We start from the raw sequence: 19,235 nt of genomic DNA, 5'->3' as shown, positions 1-19,235 counted from the left end.
TGCCTGGAAGTTTCCCCTATACGATTTCTCTATCCTGTTTCAGGATTCTCTGTGAGTTCCTCTTACCACCTGGATTCCCCTGGATTCTATCATCTCACAGATTTTGGCTATTCGTGGGCACTCTTTTTTCTCCCTGTCCAGACGACAGGCTCCCACATGCATTACCTTAATTTCTTCGCTGACCAGCCTGTCTATTTTTTCCAGAATTCCCTCATCTACATCCGGTTCTTTGGGATTTGTACTTTTGCATCCATTACAGGTCATCATTGCTCCCAGAAGTGTGTCCGGAGAATATCCATCAAAAAAGTCACTGCGATTCTGAAAGGCCTTCAGGCATCCCACTCTGGCACACACATTATTGGAGTGAAGGCAGGTCAGTGTTCCAATTTTAATCATACCGCTTCCCTCGCATGTTCCACAAAGAGTTTTCGAATACTTTCATATTCCCCCAGTCCTTTCAGAACTGTCTGCACTTCATAGCCAGCTTTGCTGATGATATTTTTCCAGGAGTCTTCTTCCTCTCCTGCCATGTCATTTTTCGCATGGTCACCGGCAACGATCATAAACGGTGCGATTACTACTTTTTTTACCCCGCATTTTCCAAGCTGTTTCAGGACCTGGTCAATTTCAGGATAACCTTCCACAGTTCCTACGATCACATTTTCATATCCCATATCCTTGAATCTGTAATCCAGTGCGGCATAAACGGCATTTGCGTAGTGCTCGGTTCCATGCCCCATAAGCACAAGTGCCGTTTCCTTATCCTTAATTACAGGGAACTCATCTGCAACCGCTTTCACCACATACTCATTATCTTCTTCTGTTGTAAGCAGAGGAGCTCCGAATTTCACAGATCGGAAATGATCCGCATACGCCAGAACATCCTTTTTCATAAGATCATTTTCCACACCGTTCATTACATGCGTAGGCTGGACGATCACCTCTGTGATTCCATCTGTTCTCATACGCTCCATTGCTTCTGTCACATTGTCATAGTGAATATGATCTCTCTTTGCAATTCTGGCAAGGATCATCTTGCTTGTCCATGCGCGATAAACTTTACAATCTGTAAAAGCAGCTCCAATTTCTTTTTCAATTGCATCAATGGTCACTGCTCTGGTGTCCTCGTGACTGGTGCCAAAGCTGACTACAAGGATCCCTTTTTTTGCTGTATCGCTCATTCAGATTTCCTCCACTTTTCCTTTATTTTTTCACATGCAAAGGATGGTATGTAACATTCAGCATGCCGTATTCATCCTTTTTTACAGTTGCATCTACTTCATACAACATATGTATAAAATCTTCTGTAATGACTTCTTCCGGAGTTCCGCAAGCCACCAGACGACCGTTCTTCATGGCATAGATCCGGTCGCAGTATGCTGCTGCAATATTCAGATCATGCAAAGCACCGATCACAGTGACCCCAAGACTTTTTACAATATCCAGAAGCTGGAGCTGGTATTTGATGTCAAGATGGTTGGTAGGCTCATCCAAGATCAGACAGTCAGTTTTCTGCGCCAGAGCTCTTGCCAGAATGATTCGCTGCTGCTCACCGCCAGACAGACTGGAAAAAACACGGTGCCGATAGGGAAGCATTCCCACTTTTTCCAGACACTCTTCCACGATCTTATAATCCTCGGCATTATCCCGTTCCATGGTTTTCTTATGAGGAGCCCTTCCCATCATTACAATTTCCTGTACGGAAAATTCAAAATTATAGTAATTGTGCTGGGACACCACTGCCAGTGCTTTTGCAGAATCCTTTACCTTATATTCGTTCAACGGTTTTCCATCCAGCATGATCACGCCGGTATCTGGCTTAAGTACACGGTAAATACATTTCAGCAATGTACTTTTTCCACTTCCGTTTGGTCCTATAATTCCTACAAATTCCTTTTCCTTTATGGCTGCGTCAATTCCCTTAAGAATCTCATTTCCGCCAAGCTCCACATGGATATCAGAAGCTGTCAGTTTCATGATTTCTCACCTCCGAATCCATAAGATCTGCGTACCAGCAGATAAATAAAGCAAGGTGCTCCGATCATGGATACCAGGATTCCGATTGGGACTTCACTCTTGGGAATAATGATCCTGGAAGCAACATCTGCCCAGATCAGGAAAATGGAACCGCTAAGTGCTGACAGTGGAAGCATTTTCTTGTGATCGGTTCCAAAGAACATTCGTACCACATGAGGAATAATGAGTCCTACAAATCCAATGATACCTGCGGAATATACCACAAAACCGATCAACAGTGCTGTCACTACAAGATACACCTGACGATATCTGTGCAGGTCAGTTCCTAATGTGATGGATACCTCATCTCCAAGCAGCATCATATTGAGAATACGGCTCTGGGTGCAGAAAAACAGGGTTGCTATAAAAACGCAGGGAATAATCACAGCCAGATTTTCCCATTTCGCGCCTGCCAGACTTCCCATCAGCCAGAAAGTAACTGTCTGGATTCCATCTCTGTCGCCCGCAATATAGACAACAAAGTTTGAAAATGCACTGCACACACTTCCAAGTGCTGTACCTGCAAGCAGAAGTCGGACTGAATTTGCCCGGCCTCCTATATTTGCAGTGATCTGTACCAGTACAGAAATAAGGAAGGCTCCGATAAATGCGCAGATTCCAATAGAGTTGGAGCCAAATACGGCTCCAACTCCAAGAAAGATTGCCACTGTTGCACCAAGAGATGCACCAGAGGAAATACCCAGAATATACGGATCTGCAATCGGATTTTTCACAATGGCCTGCATTACCACACCTGCAACTGCCAGCCCCATGCCAACGGCTGTTGCAAGAAGAATACGGGGAAGGCGGATAAACCACACAATATCAGACATGGCTCCTACACCATAAACCTCCGGATCCCCGATTCCAAACACTTTATACAAAATTACACTATACACATCTTTCACAGAAAGATCTACAGAACCAATGGTAACTGCAGTCAGAATGGATATCACCAGAAGCACAGTCAGTAATATCACCGCCAGCACATAGATCGGCTTTCCATGAAAAATTCCATTTTTAAAATCCGGTTTTCTTTTCATTTTATTCGTACAGATCCGGATATAATGCTTTTGCAAATGTCATAATTCCATCATAGGTTCTCACACCGCTGCAGTATACCTCGTTCAGGTTTACAGAGAATACTTTGTTGTTCTTAACTGCAGAAAGGCTCGCATATGCAGGGTTATCTGTAATATCAGCGATTGCCTCATCAGCTGTCATAAATCCATCATAGTTGATCATGAATAATACATCCGGATCAGCTGCAATCAGATCCTCTGCACCAACGTTTTCAGAGTTCTCTGCACCAAGCTTCAGCTCTGCACCAAGTGTCTCCGGAATATTTCCGCCAAGTGTCTCTGTTCCATATACACGGAAGGAATCTCCCTCATCCTCAAGAACGGCTACGGATAACGGGTCTGTTCCTTCCACATGCTCTTTTACTTTATCAATCTCACCCTTCATCTGATCAACGATTTCCTCTGCCTTGTCTTCGCAATCAAAGATCTTGCCAAGGTTCAGGATATCCTCATATTCGTCTTCAATTGTACGTGGGAACTCAGAAGCCGGTCCCTTTGCAGAACTGTTCAGGGACATGTATGTATTTACATCTCTCTCCTGCCAGAAGCTTACATCAGAAAGCCAGTCATCACTGAAAGAAGAATACCATGCCGCAATAAAATCAGGCTCCATTGCAACAACTTCTTCTTTGGATGGCTTGGTATCCATATACTGAATCTTGTCAAATTCATCTTTTAAATCCTCACGCACATCACCGTCCAGACCGCAAGCAGCTACGATCTTATCACCGAGACCAAGTGCCAGAAGCTCTTCGATATTGGAGTTTGCATATGCAAATACTTTCTCCGGAGCTTTCTCAAAAGTCATTTCAACCGGTTCGTTCTCATAATTGTAGGTTGTGATTGTTACGGGATAATGGCTGTCTCCATCCTCCGCAAATACAGTTGTTCCCATTCCCAGGCTGAGAATTCCTGCCAGACATAACATTCCTGCTGCTGTTTTCATGTTTTTCATGCTTTTTCTCCTCACTTTTTCTTTTGAATTTCTGTTTTTAAAAGAAAAAAGTCCGCTTCCATGAAAAGCGGGCATCACAAAAAAACATGATACGAAAGACAGCACTTTACACGGAAGTTTCTTTCTATGAACCAAGCAGGTTTCCTGGCTTACAGCTTAAATCCCCATTCCCTTCTCACATAAAAATGCAATGGATATGAATGTGGCATAACTGAATACAGTGACCGGATCGTTCAGGATTCTCACCTGATTCCCTCTTCTGAAAATAGTATAAATTTTGTATATTTTTCAGCACTTGGCACATTTATTCTTTTAAGCAGAATTATTATAACTTACCCTTTAAATAAAGTAAAGATATTTCTTTAACAATGTTTTTATGAACCTTTTTTGAAAACAGGGACTACATCGCATACACATTGTTAGTCCCTGTTTTCACACTGAATTACATTCGTGCTATTCGCAGCGAGATATAAAAGCTGACATACACAGCACTCCTTCCTATGATTGTTGAGGAAATATTATCCTTAACGCCTTATCTCGTCACCATATTAAAAAGACTCTGATAGCTATCCACAACATCATAAACAACGCTGTCACTACTGATAGCCTTAAAGTGTTCCCGTGCGCAGTGTATCTTAGATTCCTCAATCAAGCGCAACTGCATAGAGGACATAGAGCCCTTGGTTTCAGCTACAAAATAAATATGCTTTACCTTTCCCTTATAGAAAGCAATTGCCCAGTCAGGGTTATAATTTCCTACCGGTGTTGAAATATAGAATCCATTCGGCAATTTTACATATAAGGCCACATCTGTGCTCATATCCAGTCCTATAGCAAAATCACGTTCATTGGTGGAATCAAAAACAAGATAATCGTACAAATGCTTCTTTGTTTTCATTGCATTGACGCCCAACCTGCCTTTAATAGTGGAATCAGTAAATACCTTCATGCTGTAATGCTCATCCAAAGCTGCATAAGTAATGTGCTGGATAATGGCTGTAGCCTTTTCCTCATTAATAAGTGCAGCTGCCTTGATAATGAACTCTTCCGGATTATCTTTAAACTGATCAAAAACAGTCTTTTTGATACCACACAGAATAGCAATAACATCCTTACGAGTCAACTTTGTCTCTTCCACCAGTTTGCCAACCAAATCGTATTTCACACTACTATTGACAGGAATCCGTGTCTGCGTACCGTAAGCAGAAGTTTCCTTTGTAAAAGCTGCTCCACATTCCAAAGCTTCTTTCGATTTAATTTCTTCCATTGCACCTGATTCAATCTTAAAGAAAATCTTAGCAACTCTCAGCTTAGCATCCAGAGATGTTATTGCATTTCGGATCAGTTCATCAATATCAAAATCTACGATATAAATAGACTTTGCATTAATCTTTGACCAGAGCGCTTGAAACTCAGGCATAGCAAATTTTTCTTCATTAACCCTAAGCTCAACATTATTACTACGAGCATTTTCAGGCTGCATTGCCCTCGGGTTGTAAACCGAGTCGATGAGTTCTACAATGGATGCTGCGAAATCATTCACTTCTTCAGCAATTTGCAAAATGCCATTGGATTTGTCTTCGTAGTATTTATCAGTCAATACACCCTTCTTGTCGATATAGCGGTTAATAGTCAAATCATACATGATGGCATAGGCAGTATCCCTATCAACCACTTGTTCACGACCATCCGAATCGTTGATGACCTTTCCTACAAACAGATCAGCTGTAATAGCACGAGGCCGATCTGCCACAGTCTCTGCGATTTCACTCTGTAAGCCTTTCGCAAAGGAATCATAACTTTCACTGGCAATGACAGTCAGAATATTGACATTATGAACATCATTTCCCAAAACATTCGCATCTTGGCGTTCACCATCCTGGTTGACGCACAGGCGTAGACCACGACCAACCTCCTGGCGCTTGCGAACATCACTGCCGCTCTGTTTCAGTGTACAGATTTGAAAAACATTCGGATTATCCCAGCCCTCACGTAACGCTGAATGCGAGAAGATAAACCTAACGGGGGAACGTTTCGGATCTCTGTCCAAAAGCAGCTCTTTGTTTTTCATAATCAAATCGTAGGCGTCAACATCATCTGTTGTGGTTTCTTTACGGCCAACCTTGCTATTAATCATCTTGCCCTTTTTATCAATCGAAAAATAGCCTGCATGAGTGGATTCGGCAGAGATAGAAGCCAGATAGCGAAAATATTCAGTCTCTCCAACACCTATCTGCAAATTTTCTACAATGTCGCGATACTCTTCTTCAAACATCTCTGCAAAGATACCATTACTCGGTTTTCCGTTTGCATCATACTGTTTGTAATGAGCAACTTCATCAATAAAAAACAGAGAAAGGACTTTGATTCCCTTGTAATACAGCTGTCGTTCTCTCTCAATGTGAGAGAGAATCGTTTCTCGAATCTGAATACGGCGCAGTTGCTCCTCACTAACTCTACCGATCACATCACCAGCATAAATTTTGATACCATTCAAAAACTCTACAGAATCATCACGACCATCAATCGACTTTACTACAAAGTTATTATGATATTCTTCCATGCCGTTAGACTGATCATAGAGGTTAAATCCAATTCCTACTGTCTTAGTAACTTTCCGAATTCCAGAAGCACCTTTATAGTCAAACTGAATGGTTGCAGTCGGATCAGCTTTAGATAAGTTAATGCTTTGCAGATAAACATAGCTTTCTGTTGCCGTGCTGCCAGATTCTGTAATCCCTTTAACTGCAATCTTCTTTACAAGACGTTTGTTATAGGCTTCCATAGCGTCCAGGCGATAGATCATGTTGTAGATACTGTCATCCTTATGTGTTGCAGAATAACGCAATGTCATCAACGGATGAAACTCCCGCAGCCGCTCCTTTGTCTGCTTACCCTCGACAGACTGTGGCTCATCAATAATAAGAATCGGATTCGTTTTCGCAATGATATCTATCGGACGTCTAGAACGGAAGTCATCCAGTTCCATATAGATGCGACGCGCATCCTTTCCTCTGGCATTAAACGCTTGCGAGTTAATAATCATAACATTGATGGCACTATCAGACGCAAAGCGGTCAATTTCCGTAAGCTGAGCGGAATTATATATAAAAAAGCGAATCTTCTTTCCGTATTCTTCCGCAAAGTGTTCCTGCGTTACCTGAAAAGATTTGTAAACGCCTTCACGAATGGCGATACTCGGTACCACAACAATGAACTTACTCCAGCCATAGTGCTTATTCAGCTCAAACATGGTTTTGATGTAAGTATAAGTTTTACCAACACCAGTTTCCATTTCAATTGTCAGATTATAACCTTCACCTTCTAATTTCTGAGAAGGCGTGATTTGATAGGTTCTTTGTATTTTCTGGATTTGTTCCAAGATCATACGGTTAGACAGCTCCGGCACAAGTGGGTGGTTACGCCATCCGGTAAAGTCTTCCTCTTCATTCATACCAAACTGGAAATTACCGGTACCTCTGTCCATCATATAAGTTGGAGTCAGATATGGCTGCCCGGTAAAGACATCTACCACTGCCTTGGCAGCGTCCGCCTGGAACTTCTGATGCTTAAATTGAAGTTTCATTCTTCCGCTCCTCCGTTCTCAACTGCAATTTGCTCTTCCAGAAGTTTCTTTAAGTCTTCCTTTTTTGGAAGAACCGTTTCGTACTTGCTGGCAAATATCTGAGAATTATCTTCTGGCAGCGTCATTTCTACTACCGCATTATTTTTATCGCGACAAAGGACAATACCGATTGTTTTATTCTCATCCGGCAGTTTTACTTTGCGGTCATAGTAATTGACATACATCTGCATCTGCCCAATATCCTGATGCTTGAGTTCCCCAATTTTCAAGTCAAACAGAACAAAGCATCGCAGCAGACGGTTATAGAAAACCAGATCAACCATAAAATGTTCTTCATCAAATGTGAAGCGCACCTGACGCCCGATGAACGCAAAACCAGTGCCCAGTTCCAAAAGGAACTGCTGCAAGTGATCAATAATTCTGCTTTCCAGTTCACTTTCTGAATATTCCGGAAGCTCTTTCAAGCCCAGAAATTCAAGCACATATGGGTCTTTCACTGCATCTTTCGGTGTCTCTACTTTCTGGCCTTCCAGTGCCAGCCGATAAACCTTGTCCTTGTCCGTACTGAGAGCAAGCCGTTCATAAAGAGCACTATTATATTGACGTTTCAGTTCACTGAGGCTCCAATCGTTTTTAACACACTCGATTTCATAGAAATGCCGTTCGTCTATATTATCGATCCGCATGAGTTTCAAATAATGCGACCAGCTCAGGTAAAATTTTCTTCCTGTACTGATCGCCGGAAGATTCTCGAATTGGGTAAACACTGTTTCCCCAATTTGATCATGCGAATAGATGCTATAGAAACGCCGCATAAGTTTCAGGTTTTCAGCGGAATAGCCTTTTCCAAACATGCCTGTCAGATATGTGGAAAGTTCCTTCAAAAGCTTTTTGCCATAAGTTGCCCGATTCTCGCCATGCTGTTCTTCCTCTACAATCATTCTGCCTATCTCGTAATAGGCATAAACCATAGAGAGGTTAACAGCGGTTTTTGCATTTTTCTGGGCTTGCAGAAGAACATCGGAAACATTCTTTAAAAAATCACTTTGATTTGCCTCGTGAATCTCATTATTTTTCATCTCCGCGCCTCCCGTCAAATCACTTTTACTCTGGTATCCGGTGCAAGCAATTTAAAAATCTCTGTGACGTTAATCTTAGCTGGGCTGTTTGCAAAGCCGCTGTCGCGGAAAACAACGCGAAGTGGTTGGCGCTTGGCAATTTTCTCAACCACACTTTCAGGCACATTCTCATCAAAGCAGGCAATCAGATCACCATCATTGTAGGTGTGAACGGTGCAGCCATCGATCTGCTCAGAAGAATAGGGCATAGACAGTGGCAGCCCCCAGTCCAGCAGGCAGCCGAACAGCAGGTCAAGATCAGTGCGGTCATCCTTGATATTGGATTCCAGACCGGCAAGCAAGCCCTGGTCGTAATCATCAGGTGCATAGTAGACATCCTTCATATTGGTGTCATCCAGTTTGAGAACGCGGAAGCCAACGTCAAGATCAGCAGTTGTCAATGGGCTTTCGGACTTGATCTTTTCACCGGCACGGCGGATGCGTTCCTTTGCGAGTTCTGTCAGAAGATGTGGATGTTCCATTTCATCGAGGACGGAAACAGCGTTTTCGGCAACCCTCTTTGCATTAGCAGAAGAACTATTCACAAGCGGATCAATATTTTCAGGAAGTTGCACAAGAATAAACTTGTTTTTACCTCCTTCAAGATTAGAACGCATGACAGCCTCCGCCGTTGTCCCTGATCCGCTAAAGAAGTCCAGTACAATGTCATTCTCACCAAGTCCAAATCCTAAAAGGAATCGAATTAGTTCAACTGGTTTCGGATTAGAGAAAACATCCTTTTTGAAGTAGTCATAAACATCACTTGCGCCTGTACTTGTAGTACCACGGTCATCGATCACAGTTTCTGTTGTAAAAATACTACGCGGCGTCTTCCCAAGCGGTATTCTTTGCTTAAACTGGACTGACCACTTTTCTCCAATTTTTATAATTCTTATTTCTCCTGCTGCAATGTCAGAATCAAATCTTGCTTTTGAACGCAACCAGCTAATTGCATTTCCGTCTTCATCATATTCTAAGACTGTTCCGTCCGGGCATGTAATAGGATAGTATTGCTTGCCAGCTTTTCTCTTGAATGTATCCCAGAAAAAGCGCCCAATATTATCTTCTTCTTTGTACCTTTTGATGTAGTCGTCGGAATATGATTCATAGAACTCTCCGAGCAGTGCTATATTCTTTGCGTAAGTAAGGATATATTCATGCTCAATAGCTATGTGCGTAGAATCATTGCCGCCTCCTTTTTTATTTTGCCATATTAGTTGTGCGACAAAGTTTGCCGCTCCAAAAACTTCATCACAAATATTTTTGAGATTTTTTACTTCGCTGTCGTCAATAGAAATAAAAATCACGCCATCATCTGTTAGGAGATTCTTAGCAAGATGCAGTCTGGAATAGATCATGCTGCACCAGTCAGAATGAAAGCGCCCGTTGGTATCGGTGTTCTTGAACAGACGGTCACCGTCCTCGTCGTACATTCCCATCTGCTGGTTTTCTTGTTCCTGTGAGTGCATGAAATCGTCGGCATAGATGAAGTCGTTGCCTGTATTGTACGGCGGATCAATATAGATCATCTTGACTTTGCCGAGATAGCTCTCCTGCAAGAGCTTCAACACTTCCAGATTGTCGCCTTCAATATAGAGGTTCTCGGTGGTGTCCCAGTCTTTGCTTTCCTCTTTGCAAGGACGCAGCGTCTTGCGAATGGGTTGGTTTGCCTCTACAATAGCAGCCTTCTTTCCCACCCATGTAAACTCATACCGCTCATTGCCCTCCACCACATCAGGCGAAAGCATCTGCTTCAACAGCTCAAAGTTGATTGCCCGCTTGTACACCTTCTTTTCCGGCGTGCTGTGTTCTTCATCCAGCACCTCTGTGACGCAGTTTGGGAACAGTGCGGCAATGCGGTCTACATTCTGTGCCGTCATATCCGGCGATTCCATTCTCATCTTATCCATTCAGTTTTTCCTCCTCTTACACTTTCTTGACACGCAGCTTTAAGAATTTTTGCGTTTTCTTTCTTTCTAAAGCAGGATCAAATTGAGTTTCTGTTTTTTCTTCCTTACTTGTGATATATCCAATCTTCTCCAAATATTCAGCCAGCAAGTAATGTTCTTGAGTCGCTGATAGAAGAACCTCATGGCGTTTTGTACGGTCTACAAGATCAGCATATTGTCCACCAAGTTCATTGAATTTTCGTGGGAGATCGTCAGCACCATATACATCGATATTTGTAAATAGAATTTCCGCTTTATTCTTCTGATCTACACAGTTCATTGCAATATCCACAATTTCTTTTGTAACCGGCAATTTTAATACAACCATTTTCGTGGCCACACCTGCTGTCATGTAGCTTTCGGCATATTCAATAAACAATTCATCTTTATATTCCTTCTGAATGCTTTCACTAAGCATGAGGCTTTCAAACAAACTATCAGATATAGGAATACTGTTTTTTGTCGCCATAAAATCAGCCTGATTCTGCGTTATGAAAGCTACACCGAGAGCAGGTGAGATTGCCGTAACATCTGTGTATCGGTTAGCGGAGAATGCAAAATATCTGCAATCGATCATGACCTGTAATGTGAATGGATCTATCGCCGAAATATCCATATCAAAGTCATTCATCTTCAGCACAGGGATGAGCTTTCTTTGAACTTCTTCGTCGAATTTGGAACTTATGAATTTCCTTATAAACGCATCGCTTACAACCGTAGTATCGGCCTTTTTCAATACATCGACCTGAGCGGATACATATTTTTTCAGCGTATCTGTAAGGCTGTAAATCTTCCAATACTCAATGATATTATTCCAATCAGGCTCAATAATATTTTCCTTCAGAAGCTCATCCCAAATAGCACTCCATTGTTCTTTATTTTTTCGAGCCAAATCACCTGCACAATCTTCAATATTACTTAGTGCAAATTGCTCCTGCCGAACGATCTGAACCTGCAATTCCGTCATACCATCCAAACGCCTGAGCAGGTCAATAATATCCTCTGCACTATCCTTCAAAGCTTCATTCGTCAAAACAATTTCACGAACATACAATTCGATGTTGTCTTGAACATACTGGAGCAAAGGCAAGTATTTTAGATCGATCAGTGTAGAATATGGACGAGTGGTCAAATTGCCAACCATGCTGCTATTTTTATACCCTACTATCGTTTGGATCATTTCTTGATTCAGAGCAAAAAATTTTCCATCGAAAACTGCATCTAAAATATTATTTGCAACATTTTCTATTAGCAAGCGAGTAAAGTGAACATTCAGGCACTGGATCACCGAAATGATTTTTTCATTTTCGCAAGATTCTAACCCCTGAAGGATGTCTTCATGCTGTTCAAAAAATGCCGTCATACTATCGTCTGCATTCAACTCCTCAATTACAGAAATTGGAGAAGTATTCATGATTTCGCATAGGTATTCCAGTTTGTGAGCATATGTCATTGTTGCATCTGCACTGATATGCGTCCACATTCCGGTCCACTTTTGGGACAACAATTGAATAAATTGTTTTCTTTGCTTGGTACAGCTGAAAAACTCATCAATAAAGTGCCAACTGATTTCTCTTTCATCAGATAACTGGTTAATAAAAGCACTTAGCTTTACTGATTCACCTTCTGATAGCAATTCTTCAAGTAAGGTAAAATTATAAATAGCCTTTTCCTCAAATTCATATTCTTGAAGTCTTTGAAGCACCATTGGCGTCTTAGTCAGCTGATAGTCAAATGCAAGTGGCTCTTGATTCTTCACCGAAAGAATAAAATTCATATCATCTTTAGTAATGCTTGCGCCTTTAAAGTAGTTAATATAACTGGCATACTCTTCGTCAATATAGGCTCTGCGCAAGAGGAATACAAGCAATTTGTTCCGTTTGACCTTTTCTGATAATACTTCCTCTGGTGAATAATCTTCCAACAGCTTAGCAAGTGAAAGACCCGAAAGATCATGCTGCTGCATTCTAAGTTCTTGCAATTTTTCCTGTATTTCCTGCAGCCCGATTTTCCTTATTCGATTGATTTCTTTCCACCGTTCAATGTAGGATTTGAGCGTTTCTTTATTTATTGATGTTTGACCAGAATATCCACTTCCATAATAATAATACATTTCGGTATAATTTTTGTTGAGTATTTTCACTAAATCAAATTTATCATCCATGATTTCACTTGCGGAAATTGCATCCCACCCAGCTCTCAAAGACTCTGGTGTTCCCAATTGCCCCATCAACTCACCAAACATTGCGAATTTAATTTCCCTCACCGATTTCATGCTGTCCGCTTTGTATCGCTCTACCGTGGTTTTATAGTCATCAATTTCTGCTTGCATTTCCTGTTTCTTGGCCGAAATAAACCTTTGTTTATCCTCAAAAGCTTGTTTAATAACGCCCGATTCGCTTTGTATATCTGCAAAATCACTCGGATGGACATTTTTAAAGATGGTCATTGCAAGCATTTGCTCATCCGACAATGAAAGTTCCTGCGTTGTCCTTAATGTATCTTTGTATATAACAAACTCATTATATATATTTTGCAGAACACGCATATCCGAAATATACGGAGAAACATCCAATACAAACCCCTGTGATATATTGTGCTCAATGGCTTTCCCTTTTGCCTCTTGAAGCCGCTGAAGAAGAATCTCCCCAGAGTTCGTCTCATTGATTACAGGAATGATAGGAATGATAAAATCAAAAAACTTGGTTCTATCTTCTTTTGAAAAAATATCATCTCTAACAGCATAAACAAAAACGATCGGCTTTCGTTTAATAGCGTCATCGTTATTAAGAAGGTTGTTCAGCTCTCTAAGGTGAACAAAAATCTTTGGATCGTCCAAACGATCCAGGTCTTCAAAAAACACGATTCTGTATCCAGTAGCTTCAAAGAAGTACATGATTTCATCAAGATTCTTATTGAAAACAGAATCCGATTCTTCTCTGCCGCTTTGAATGGTTGTATCACTGGGCAGCTTTACTTCTTTTATCCTGAATCTCGAAATCACTGTGCGATACAGATAAGCAATTATGCCAGATGTTACCGTGAAAAGTATTCCAATAAAAAAATATGTATTGATATAGGGCAGTTTTTTTCTTGAAAGGAAGTTACTTACCGTCTCAACAAAGGTACTAAACTTTTCTGGCACAAAAATATCAGACAGAATAGCCGTAAATATCATTACAGCCAAAACACCTACAAACACTGGAAGAAATTTTATTTTATGTATTTTTCTATATCGACTTTGCGGGATTTTACCTGGTTCTACTTTGTAAAAAAGCTGCTTTAAGATTCCCTTTTCAACCTCGTCAGCATCTACTTCAATTTTTTCTCCTGATTCATCATTTTCCAAAACCTTTCCCTTAAAGAATGTGGCCATAGAGATTTTAAGAGATTTGTTTCTGATGGTATTAGCACGAAAGGGAATGCCCTTGTTATTTTTTTCATCATCCTGCGCAAGAAAAGTTTCAATAACGCTGCTCTTGCCTGCACCATAAGGGCCTGTTAAAGCAATATTCTTAACTTTCTTATTTTGAAATGCCCAGTTAAGGGCTTCTATATATTTGTCGCCGTTTTCGATATTGTCAATTGGTGCCAAATCTCTGTATTCAAAATTCCCCACCAGTTTCACCTCTTTTTCTATCTGACCATCTTGGTTAAAAGATTTCTCAATTTCTTCAACTCCGCATTCATTTCCATCTGTTTATTCAGCTGCTTTTCTTTTCGTATCTTTGCCTGCAAGGCTTCGATCTGTTTTTGAAGCTTTGCTTTCTGCTCACTCCGCTGCACAGCTTCCTGCAAAGTCTCCTGCACGCCTTCTGTCTGCTCTAACACGGCACCCGCCAGCTGGCGAACAAAACTCTCATACACCGCATCCAGATTCAAGCCTTCCACTTTTAATGAAAGCTCATCTTCTGCCAGCCAATCCGTGTGATAGTAACGTTCCACCTTGAAAGCATTATTTCCAGCAGTCGCTTCTTTGTATCCGATCCAGGCCTGATACTTGCCGCCATATTCCATCAGGAATAAAATGTGATACGGGATTTCACGGTCAATTTGTCGCAGTATCGCTTCATTCACAGTTTGCGTGTTCCACCTGATTTCAAACACTTCAATTTCAGTCACCATTTGCCCCGCTGCCAGATTCATCGTAGACGCAGCAATCTTATTACGCCAATATATAATCCGAATATCATCAATAACCCTCTTTTTCAAAGCAGGTGTAATGGTAAGGTTCTCATAGAACTTCTGCTTGGGCAAGCGCTTGTTAAATTCTGTCGACTTAGGAAGTCCTAACAAAATAAATTCCTCCTTTACTTCACGACCAGGAAGCAGATCAGCTCAAAGTCACTCAGTCCGGAAATATCCGACATCAGAGCCGATGTACCACCAGGCGAGAACAAGCTGTCAATATCGCTTTCTTCTTTAGTATCTATAATAGAATCAATGGCCATGCTCAAAAGTTCCGACATCTCTGCCATATTCCGGCCATCATCTGTTTCTTCATTGAACTTTGTATAAACTTCTTTGATTGGTTCCGACTTACCACGGCAGAGAAGCCGCACATCATCCAAAAGCTGCTTGGGATTCAGGTAATCGCAGATCACATCTTCATCCCGACCGATATAAACCATGTAAAACGGATGGATGCGGTTCTGATTGTCTATATTCACGCTATTGTTTACATTCCGCAACACGAAGATCACACCTTCCGGCAGTTCCTCCATTGCCGACACCACAGCATGAAGACCGCGTGGCTTTCGTTCCATGTCTGGATGTGTTTTCAGGTATTCCAGCAGATCGAGGCGGAATTCATTCAGCCCCAAATCCATGATTGAGATTCCCTCCGACATATCCTCGATGTCAACCACTTCCTCCTGTAACCGTTTCAGCTGTGCCTTACGATATTCTAGGTCGCCTTTTTCTTCTGCGTTGATCAGATCATCATCACCGGTAGCAGTCATGACTGAAATTTTCATCCTAGTTTCTACACGGCTTTTCAGATTGATATACTCATCCAGATTCATATCGGGCCAGAAGTTCACCAACTGGATATATTCATTCTTACTGCCAATACGGTCTATACGTCCAAAACGCTGGATAATACGCACGGGGTTCCAATGAATGTCGTAATTCACCAGATAATCACAGTCTTGCAGGTTCTGACCTTCCGAAATACAGTCCGTGGCGATCAGAATATCAATATTAGCTGTACTGTTCGGCATAAGCGCTGCCTTGCTCTTGCTGATAGGAGAAAAGCAAGTCAGAACATTGTTCAGTGTTGCTTTCAGCTCTTTAACAGTAGTCTTTCCGTCAACTGCTCCGGTAATAAGAGCGGTATCCAATCCATATTTCTTTTTTACAAATACACTGACATTCTCGTAGAGGTATTCTGCCGTATCTGAAAACGCTGAGAAGATCATGATTTTCTTGTTGTCTTGATTGATCGGATGCTCAATTTTTTTGGAGATCAGACCAAATAATGTTTGCAGCTTCGTATCGTATTCCGGTGTAATGTCAGCGATCATAAGTGTCAGTAGTTCCAGAATATCAGCATCGGTCTGAAGCTCCTCTCTCCATGTGCGATAATCCATATCCGCAAGATTGATTTTTATTTTCTCGCCCACAGAGAAGAAATCTGTATTGCCGTCATCCATATCAAAGTCATTATCAGACGCTTCAGACATATCCAGATCAGATACACCATATTTTTCAAAACGATTGATCGCATCGATTGTTTTCGTGATCAGCTCGCGAATACGGCTAAGCGTCAGGTTGAATGAAAACACAGAACTTTCCAATCGCTTCAGTAGGTTGATACTCATCAGTCTGCGAATTCCTTGCTCACGACCGCGCTGGGTAAGATTGATGCCCTTGTTATGCGTCAAATCCATGTACTTATCCAGCTTGCTTGGAAAGATATAGTTGGACGGCGTATAAATGCAAAGGCTAAGCTTCATCAGCTCTTCATAAATCTGATTGTAGTTGATTGCCGACTTTAAGCTGGTAAGACTCGGCCGCAGTGAAATTGGCTTCAATCTCTCCGGAAACTTGCCAATTTCTGCTGTGCTATAATACTTGGAAATGTGCTTTCTGGAGCGGGCAATTGTTACGCTGTCCAGCACTTCAAAGAAATCAAAATCCAAGGTTCTTAAAAGCGCATCCGTTGTGCGGTCTTCCGGATCAAGCTTGCACCAGGCATTGTATGCTTTCTGTGCCTGACGAAAAATATCATCGATAGATTTTTTTGTTGCAAGCTTACTGTCGATTTGCTCACTGTCTCCCTCATAAGCAATAGCCAATTGATTGCGCAAATCCACAAATCGGTTATTGACCGGAGTTGCAGATAACATTAGAACTTTCGTCTTCACACCGGTGCGGATGACTTTCTCCATCAGCTTCACATATCGATTTTCTGTTGTATTCGCATGCGTGCCGACGCCGTTGCGAAAGTTATGAGATTCATCAATGACAACAAGGTCATAATTCCCCCAGTTCAGGCGATCCAGCTCAATGCCATTGGAAGTACCGCCTGTTCGTGATAAATCTGTATGGAACAGCACATCATACCGCAGACGATCTAGCGCAATCGGGTTGTTCATATAGTTTCCCTTATAGGTATTCCAATTTTCCGCCAGTTTCTTAGGGCACAAAACAAGAACCGACTTATTTCTATTTTCGTAATACTTCACAACGGCTAAGGCTGTGAAAGTTTTTCCAAGACCAACACTATCCGCCAGAATACAGCCATTGTATTTTTCAAGTTTGTTGATGATTGCGAGAACAGCATCTTTCTGGAAATCGTAAAGTAGGTTCCAGATCTTGCTTTCTTTGAATCCTGTAGATTCGTTGGGAAGAACATCTTCCGAAATATCCGCCAAAAACTCGCTGAATACATGATACAGAGTCATAAAATAAATAAACTCTGGAGAATTTTCATTGTAAGCAGAAGAAATATTCTCAATCACCACATCTGTAACATCCTGCATCTTACTGCGATCATTCCAAATTTTCTCAAATAGCTGCATATACTGAGTGGAAAATGGTGCTTCCATTCGATTGGTCATATTATAGCTGTTGTTGCCTCGTTCACATCCTATATCAACTGTTGTGAACCCCGTCATCGGCATATAGGCGACTTGTTCTGTCGAAGACTCCACGGTCATAAAACCCTGCATGTTTTCACCTGTAATATTAGATTTGAAAACAGCTTTCCGCCTGATCCAATCTGCACATTCTTTTGCAATCGACTTCTGCGTCATCTCATTCCGCAATTTGATTTCAAATTCCGTTCCATACAAACTGCTCTCACGGTTCAATCTCGGAATATAGAATTCCCGCTTTTCTTTTGAGGCTTTCTCAGTTGTAAAAGTAGGTGAAGTGAATATAAAACGAAACTCACCCACGCCTTCTAACTGTTTTTTCAGTTCTTTATACGCGTACATGGAAAAGCAGGCAGCTGCAACAGACACCTTACTTCCTTTTGCAATTGTAGTGGTCATGTCGTCACGCACAATTTCAGAAATATTATCAAAAATCTTCATTTGTATGCAGCCTCCTTAGCCCTTGTTATTCCGAAGCCTCAGAACATTTTTTGTTCTTTAGATATTTTCCTGACTTAATGCGGGCATCAACGGGCTTTTCTGCATCGTCAGGTATAATCCATGAGTAGCCAACTTTTTTAGCTCCGGGGATTCGCCCTGTTGAACACAGAGTTTGAATTCTTCTTTTTGAAATCCCCCATTTTTCTGATAATTGTTTAATCGATAAATAATCCATAGTTAACCTCATTCTTCATGTTGCAATCTACTCTCAGCGGAACATAATTAATCAAATTTATTATACGCTAAACTGCGAATAAAATCAATCTATGTATTTTTACACTTTAATTTTCCATTTGCCCTTTCTTTCCGTTTATGGTAAATTTTCTCTAGGCCATACAAATTGTTGAAATTTTTTGACATACGTTAGGAGGTATATTGATATGAATAAGGAAAACCAAGCCAGAATCATAGAACTGGTCAAGCAGGCCAAGCCCTTGATTCTCCAGGAAATGGTCCACGAAAAGGTTACCGAAAAAGGGGCTGCCGATTACGTTACCAACGTAGATGTTGCCGTACAAAATTACCTGAAGGAGGCTCTTGGAAAAGAATTTCCGGACATTGCACTGATTGCTGAGGAAAAAGAAAACCTTGGACTGAATTCCCGGAAATCTTACTGGATTCTGGATCCCATTGACGGAACCACCAATTTAATCCGGGATTATCATTTAAGCGCAGTTTCTCTGGGGCTTTATGAAAATGGGGAAATCACTTTCGGAGTGGTCTATAATCCCTTTACCGAGGAACTCTTCTACGGTGCCAAAGGGGAAGGTGCCTATCTGAACGGAACTCCTATCCATGTGTCCGACCAGCAGGAATTCAAAGATGCTGTGGTGTCTTTCGGCTCCTCTCCTTATGAAAAAAACAGGGCAAAGGAAGGCTTAATAGTGACAAGTAACTATTTTGTCGCAGAGAACGGTGTGACCCGAAG

The 19,235-nt window shown here is 41.4% G+C and carries 13 protein-coding genes and 1 riboswitch; of the genes, 1 reads left to right on the top strand and 12 read right to left on the bottom strand.

Features of this window, described 5'->3' with window-relative positions; translation table 11 throughout:
• Positions 1 to 39: 39 nt before the first annotated feature.
• The 12 genes from LIZ66_RS13295 to LIZ66_RS13240 form a co-directional block, all read right to left on the bottom strand.
• Complete coding sequence (locus LIZ66_RS13295; protein WP_173716560.1) at positions 40 to 396, bottom strand: CGGC domain-containing protein; 357 nt, start codon at positions 394 to 396, stop codon at positions 40 to 42.
• Positions 393 to 1,181 (bottom strand): sirohydrochlorin cobaltochelatase, encoded by a 789-nt coding sequence (locus tag LIZ66_RS13290; RefSeq protein ID WP_227200785.1) that lies wholly within the window; start codon positions 1,179 to 1,181, stop codon positions 393 to 395. The genes LIZ66_RS13295 and LIZ66_RS13290 overlap by 4 nt, the downstream gene beginning before the upstream one ends.
• A 22-nt stretch (positions 1,182 to 1,203) precedes the next feature.
• Positions 1,204 to 1,977, bottom strand: coding sequence for an ABC transporter ATP-binding protein (locus LIZ66_RS13285; RefSeq protein WP_019161065.1), 774 nt, complete (start codon positions 1,975 to 1,977; stop codon positions 1,204 to 1,206).
• Positions 1,974 to 3,059 carry a FecCD family ABC transporter permease gene (locus tag LIZ66_RS13280; RefSeq protein WP_173716563.1) on the bottom strand — a complete coding sequence of 362 codons (1,086 nt, stop codon included), beginning with the start codon at positions 3,057 to 3,059 and terminating at the stop codon, positions 1,974 to 1,976. The genes LIZ66_RS13285 and LIZ66_RS13280 overlap by 4 nt, the downstream gene beginning before the upstream one ends.
• Before the next feature lies 1 nt (position 3,060).
• Positions 3,061 to 4,053, bottom strand: a complete 993-nt coding sequence (locus LIZ66_RS13275; protein WP_195983034.1) for an ABC transporter substrate-binding protein — start codon at positions 4,051 to 4,053, stop codon at positions 3,061 to 3,063.
• Between the two features lie 117 nt (positions 4,054 to 4,170).
• A riboswitch (cobalamin riboswitch) is annotated at positions 4,171 to 4,367 on the bottom strand.
• A gap of 218 nt (positions 4,368 to 4,585) precedes the next feature.
• The gene (locus tag LIZ66_RS13270; protein ID WP_227200784.1) at positions 4,586 to 7,639 is read right to left on the bottom strand and encodes a type III restriction-modification system endonuclease; all 3,054 of its coding nucleotides are present in this window, start codon (positions 7,637 to 7,639) and stop codon (positions 4,586 to 4,588) included.
• Positions 7,636 to 8,718, bottom strand: coding sequence for a PDDEXK nuclease domain-containing protein (locus LIZ66_RS13265; protein ID WP_173718121.1), 1,083 nt, complete (start codon positions 8,716 to 8,718; stop codon positions 7,636 to 7,638). The genes LIZ66_RS13270 and LIZ66_RS13265 overlap by 4 nt, the downstream gene beginning before the upstream one ends.
• A gap of 14 nt (positions 8,719 to 8,732) precedes the next feature.
• A complete protein-coding gene (locus LIZ66_RS13260) occupies positions 8,733 to 10,667 on the bottom strand; it encodes a site-specific DNA-methyltransferase (RefSeq protein ID WP_173718120.1) in 1,935 nt (644 codons plus the stop codon).
• 16 nt (positions 10,668 to 10,683) lie between these two features.
• The gene (locus tag LIZ66_RS13255; RefSeq protein ID WP_173718119.1) at positions 10,684 to 14,325 is read right to left on the bottom strand and encodes a YobI family P-loop NTPase; all 3,642 of its coding nucleotides are present in this window, start codon (positions 14,323 to 14,325) and stop codon (positions 10,684 to 10,686) included.
• A 17-nt stretch (positions 14,326 to 14,342) separates the two neighbouring features.
• On the bottom strand, positions 14,343 to 15,002 hold the full coding sequence (locus LIZ66_RS13250; RefSeq protein ID WP_173718118.1) for a DUF4391 domain-containing protein: 660 nt from the start codon (positions 15,000 to 15,002) through the stop codon (positions 14,343 to 14,345).
• Between the two features lie 14 nt (positions 15,003 to 15,016).
• The gene (locus tag LIZ66_RS13245; RefSeq protein ID WP_227200783.1) at positions 15,017 to 18,247 is read right to left on the bottom strand and encodes a helicase-related protein; all 3,231 of its coding nucleotides are present in this window, start codon (positions 18,245 to 18,247) and stop codon (positions 15,017 to 15,019) included.
• Positions 18,248 to 18,272: 25 nt separating this feature from the next.
• Entirely contained in the window at positions 18,273 to 18,482 is a 210-nt protein-coding gene (locus tag LIZ66_RS13240; protein ID WP_173718116.1) for a helix-turn-helix domain-containing protein, read from the bottom strand.
• A gap of 205 nt (positions 18,483 to 18,687) precedes the next feature.
• On the opposite strand from LIZ66_RS13240, the gene LIZ66_RS13235 reads away from it, so the two are divergent.
• The coding region (locus tag LIZ66_RS13235) for an inositol monophosphatase family protein (RefSeq protein ID WP_227227641.1) at positions 18,688 to 19,235 on the top strand (548 nt) is incomplete at its 3' end.

Source organism: Blautia faecis (assembly GCF_020554845.1).
GTDB lineage: Bacteria > Bacillota > Clostridia > Lachnospirales > Lachnospiraceae > Blautia_A > Blautia_A faecis.
This window is presented reverse-complemented; position numbering and strand designations above follow the sequence as displayed.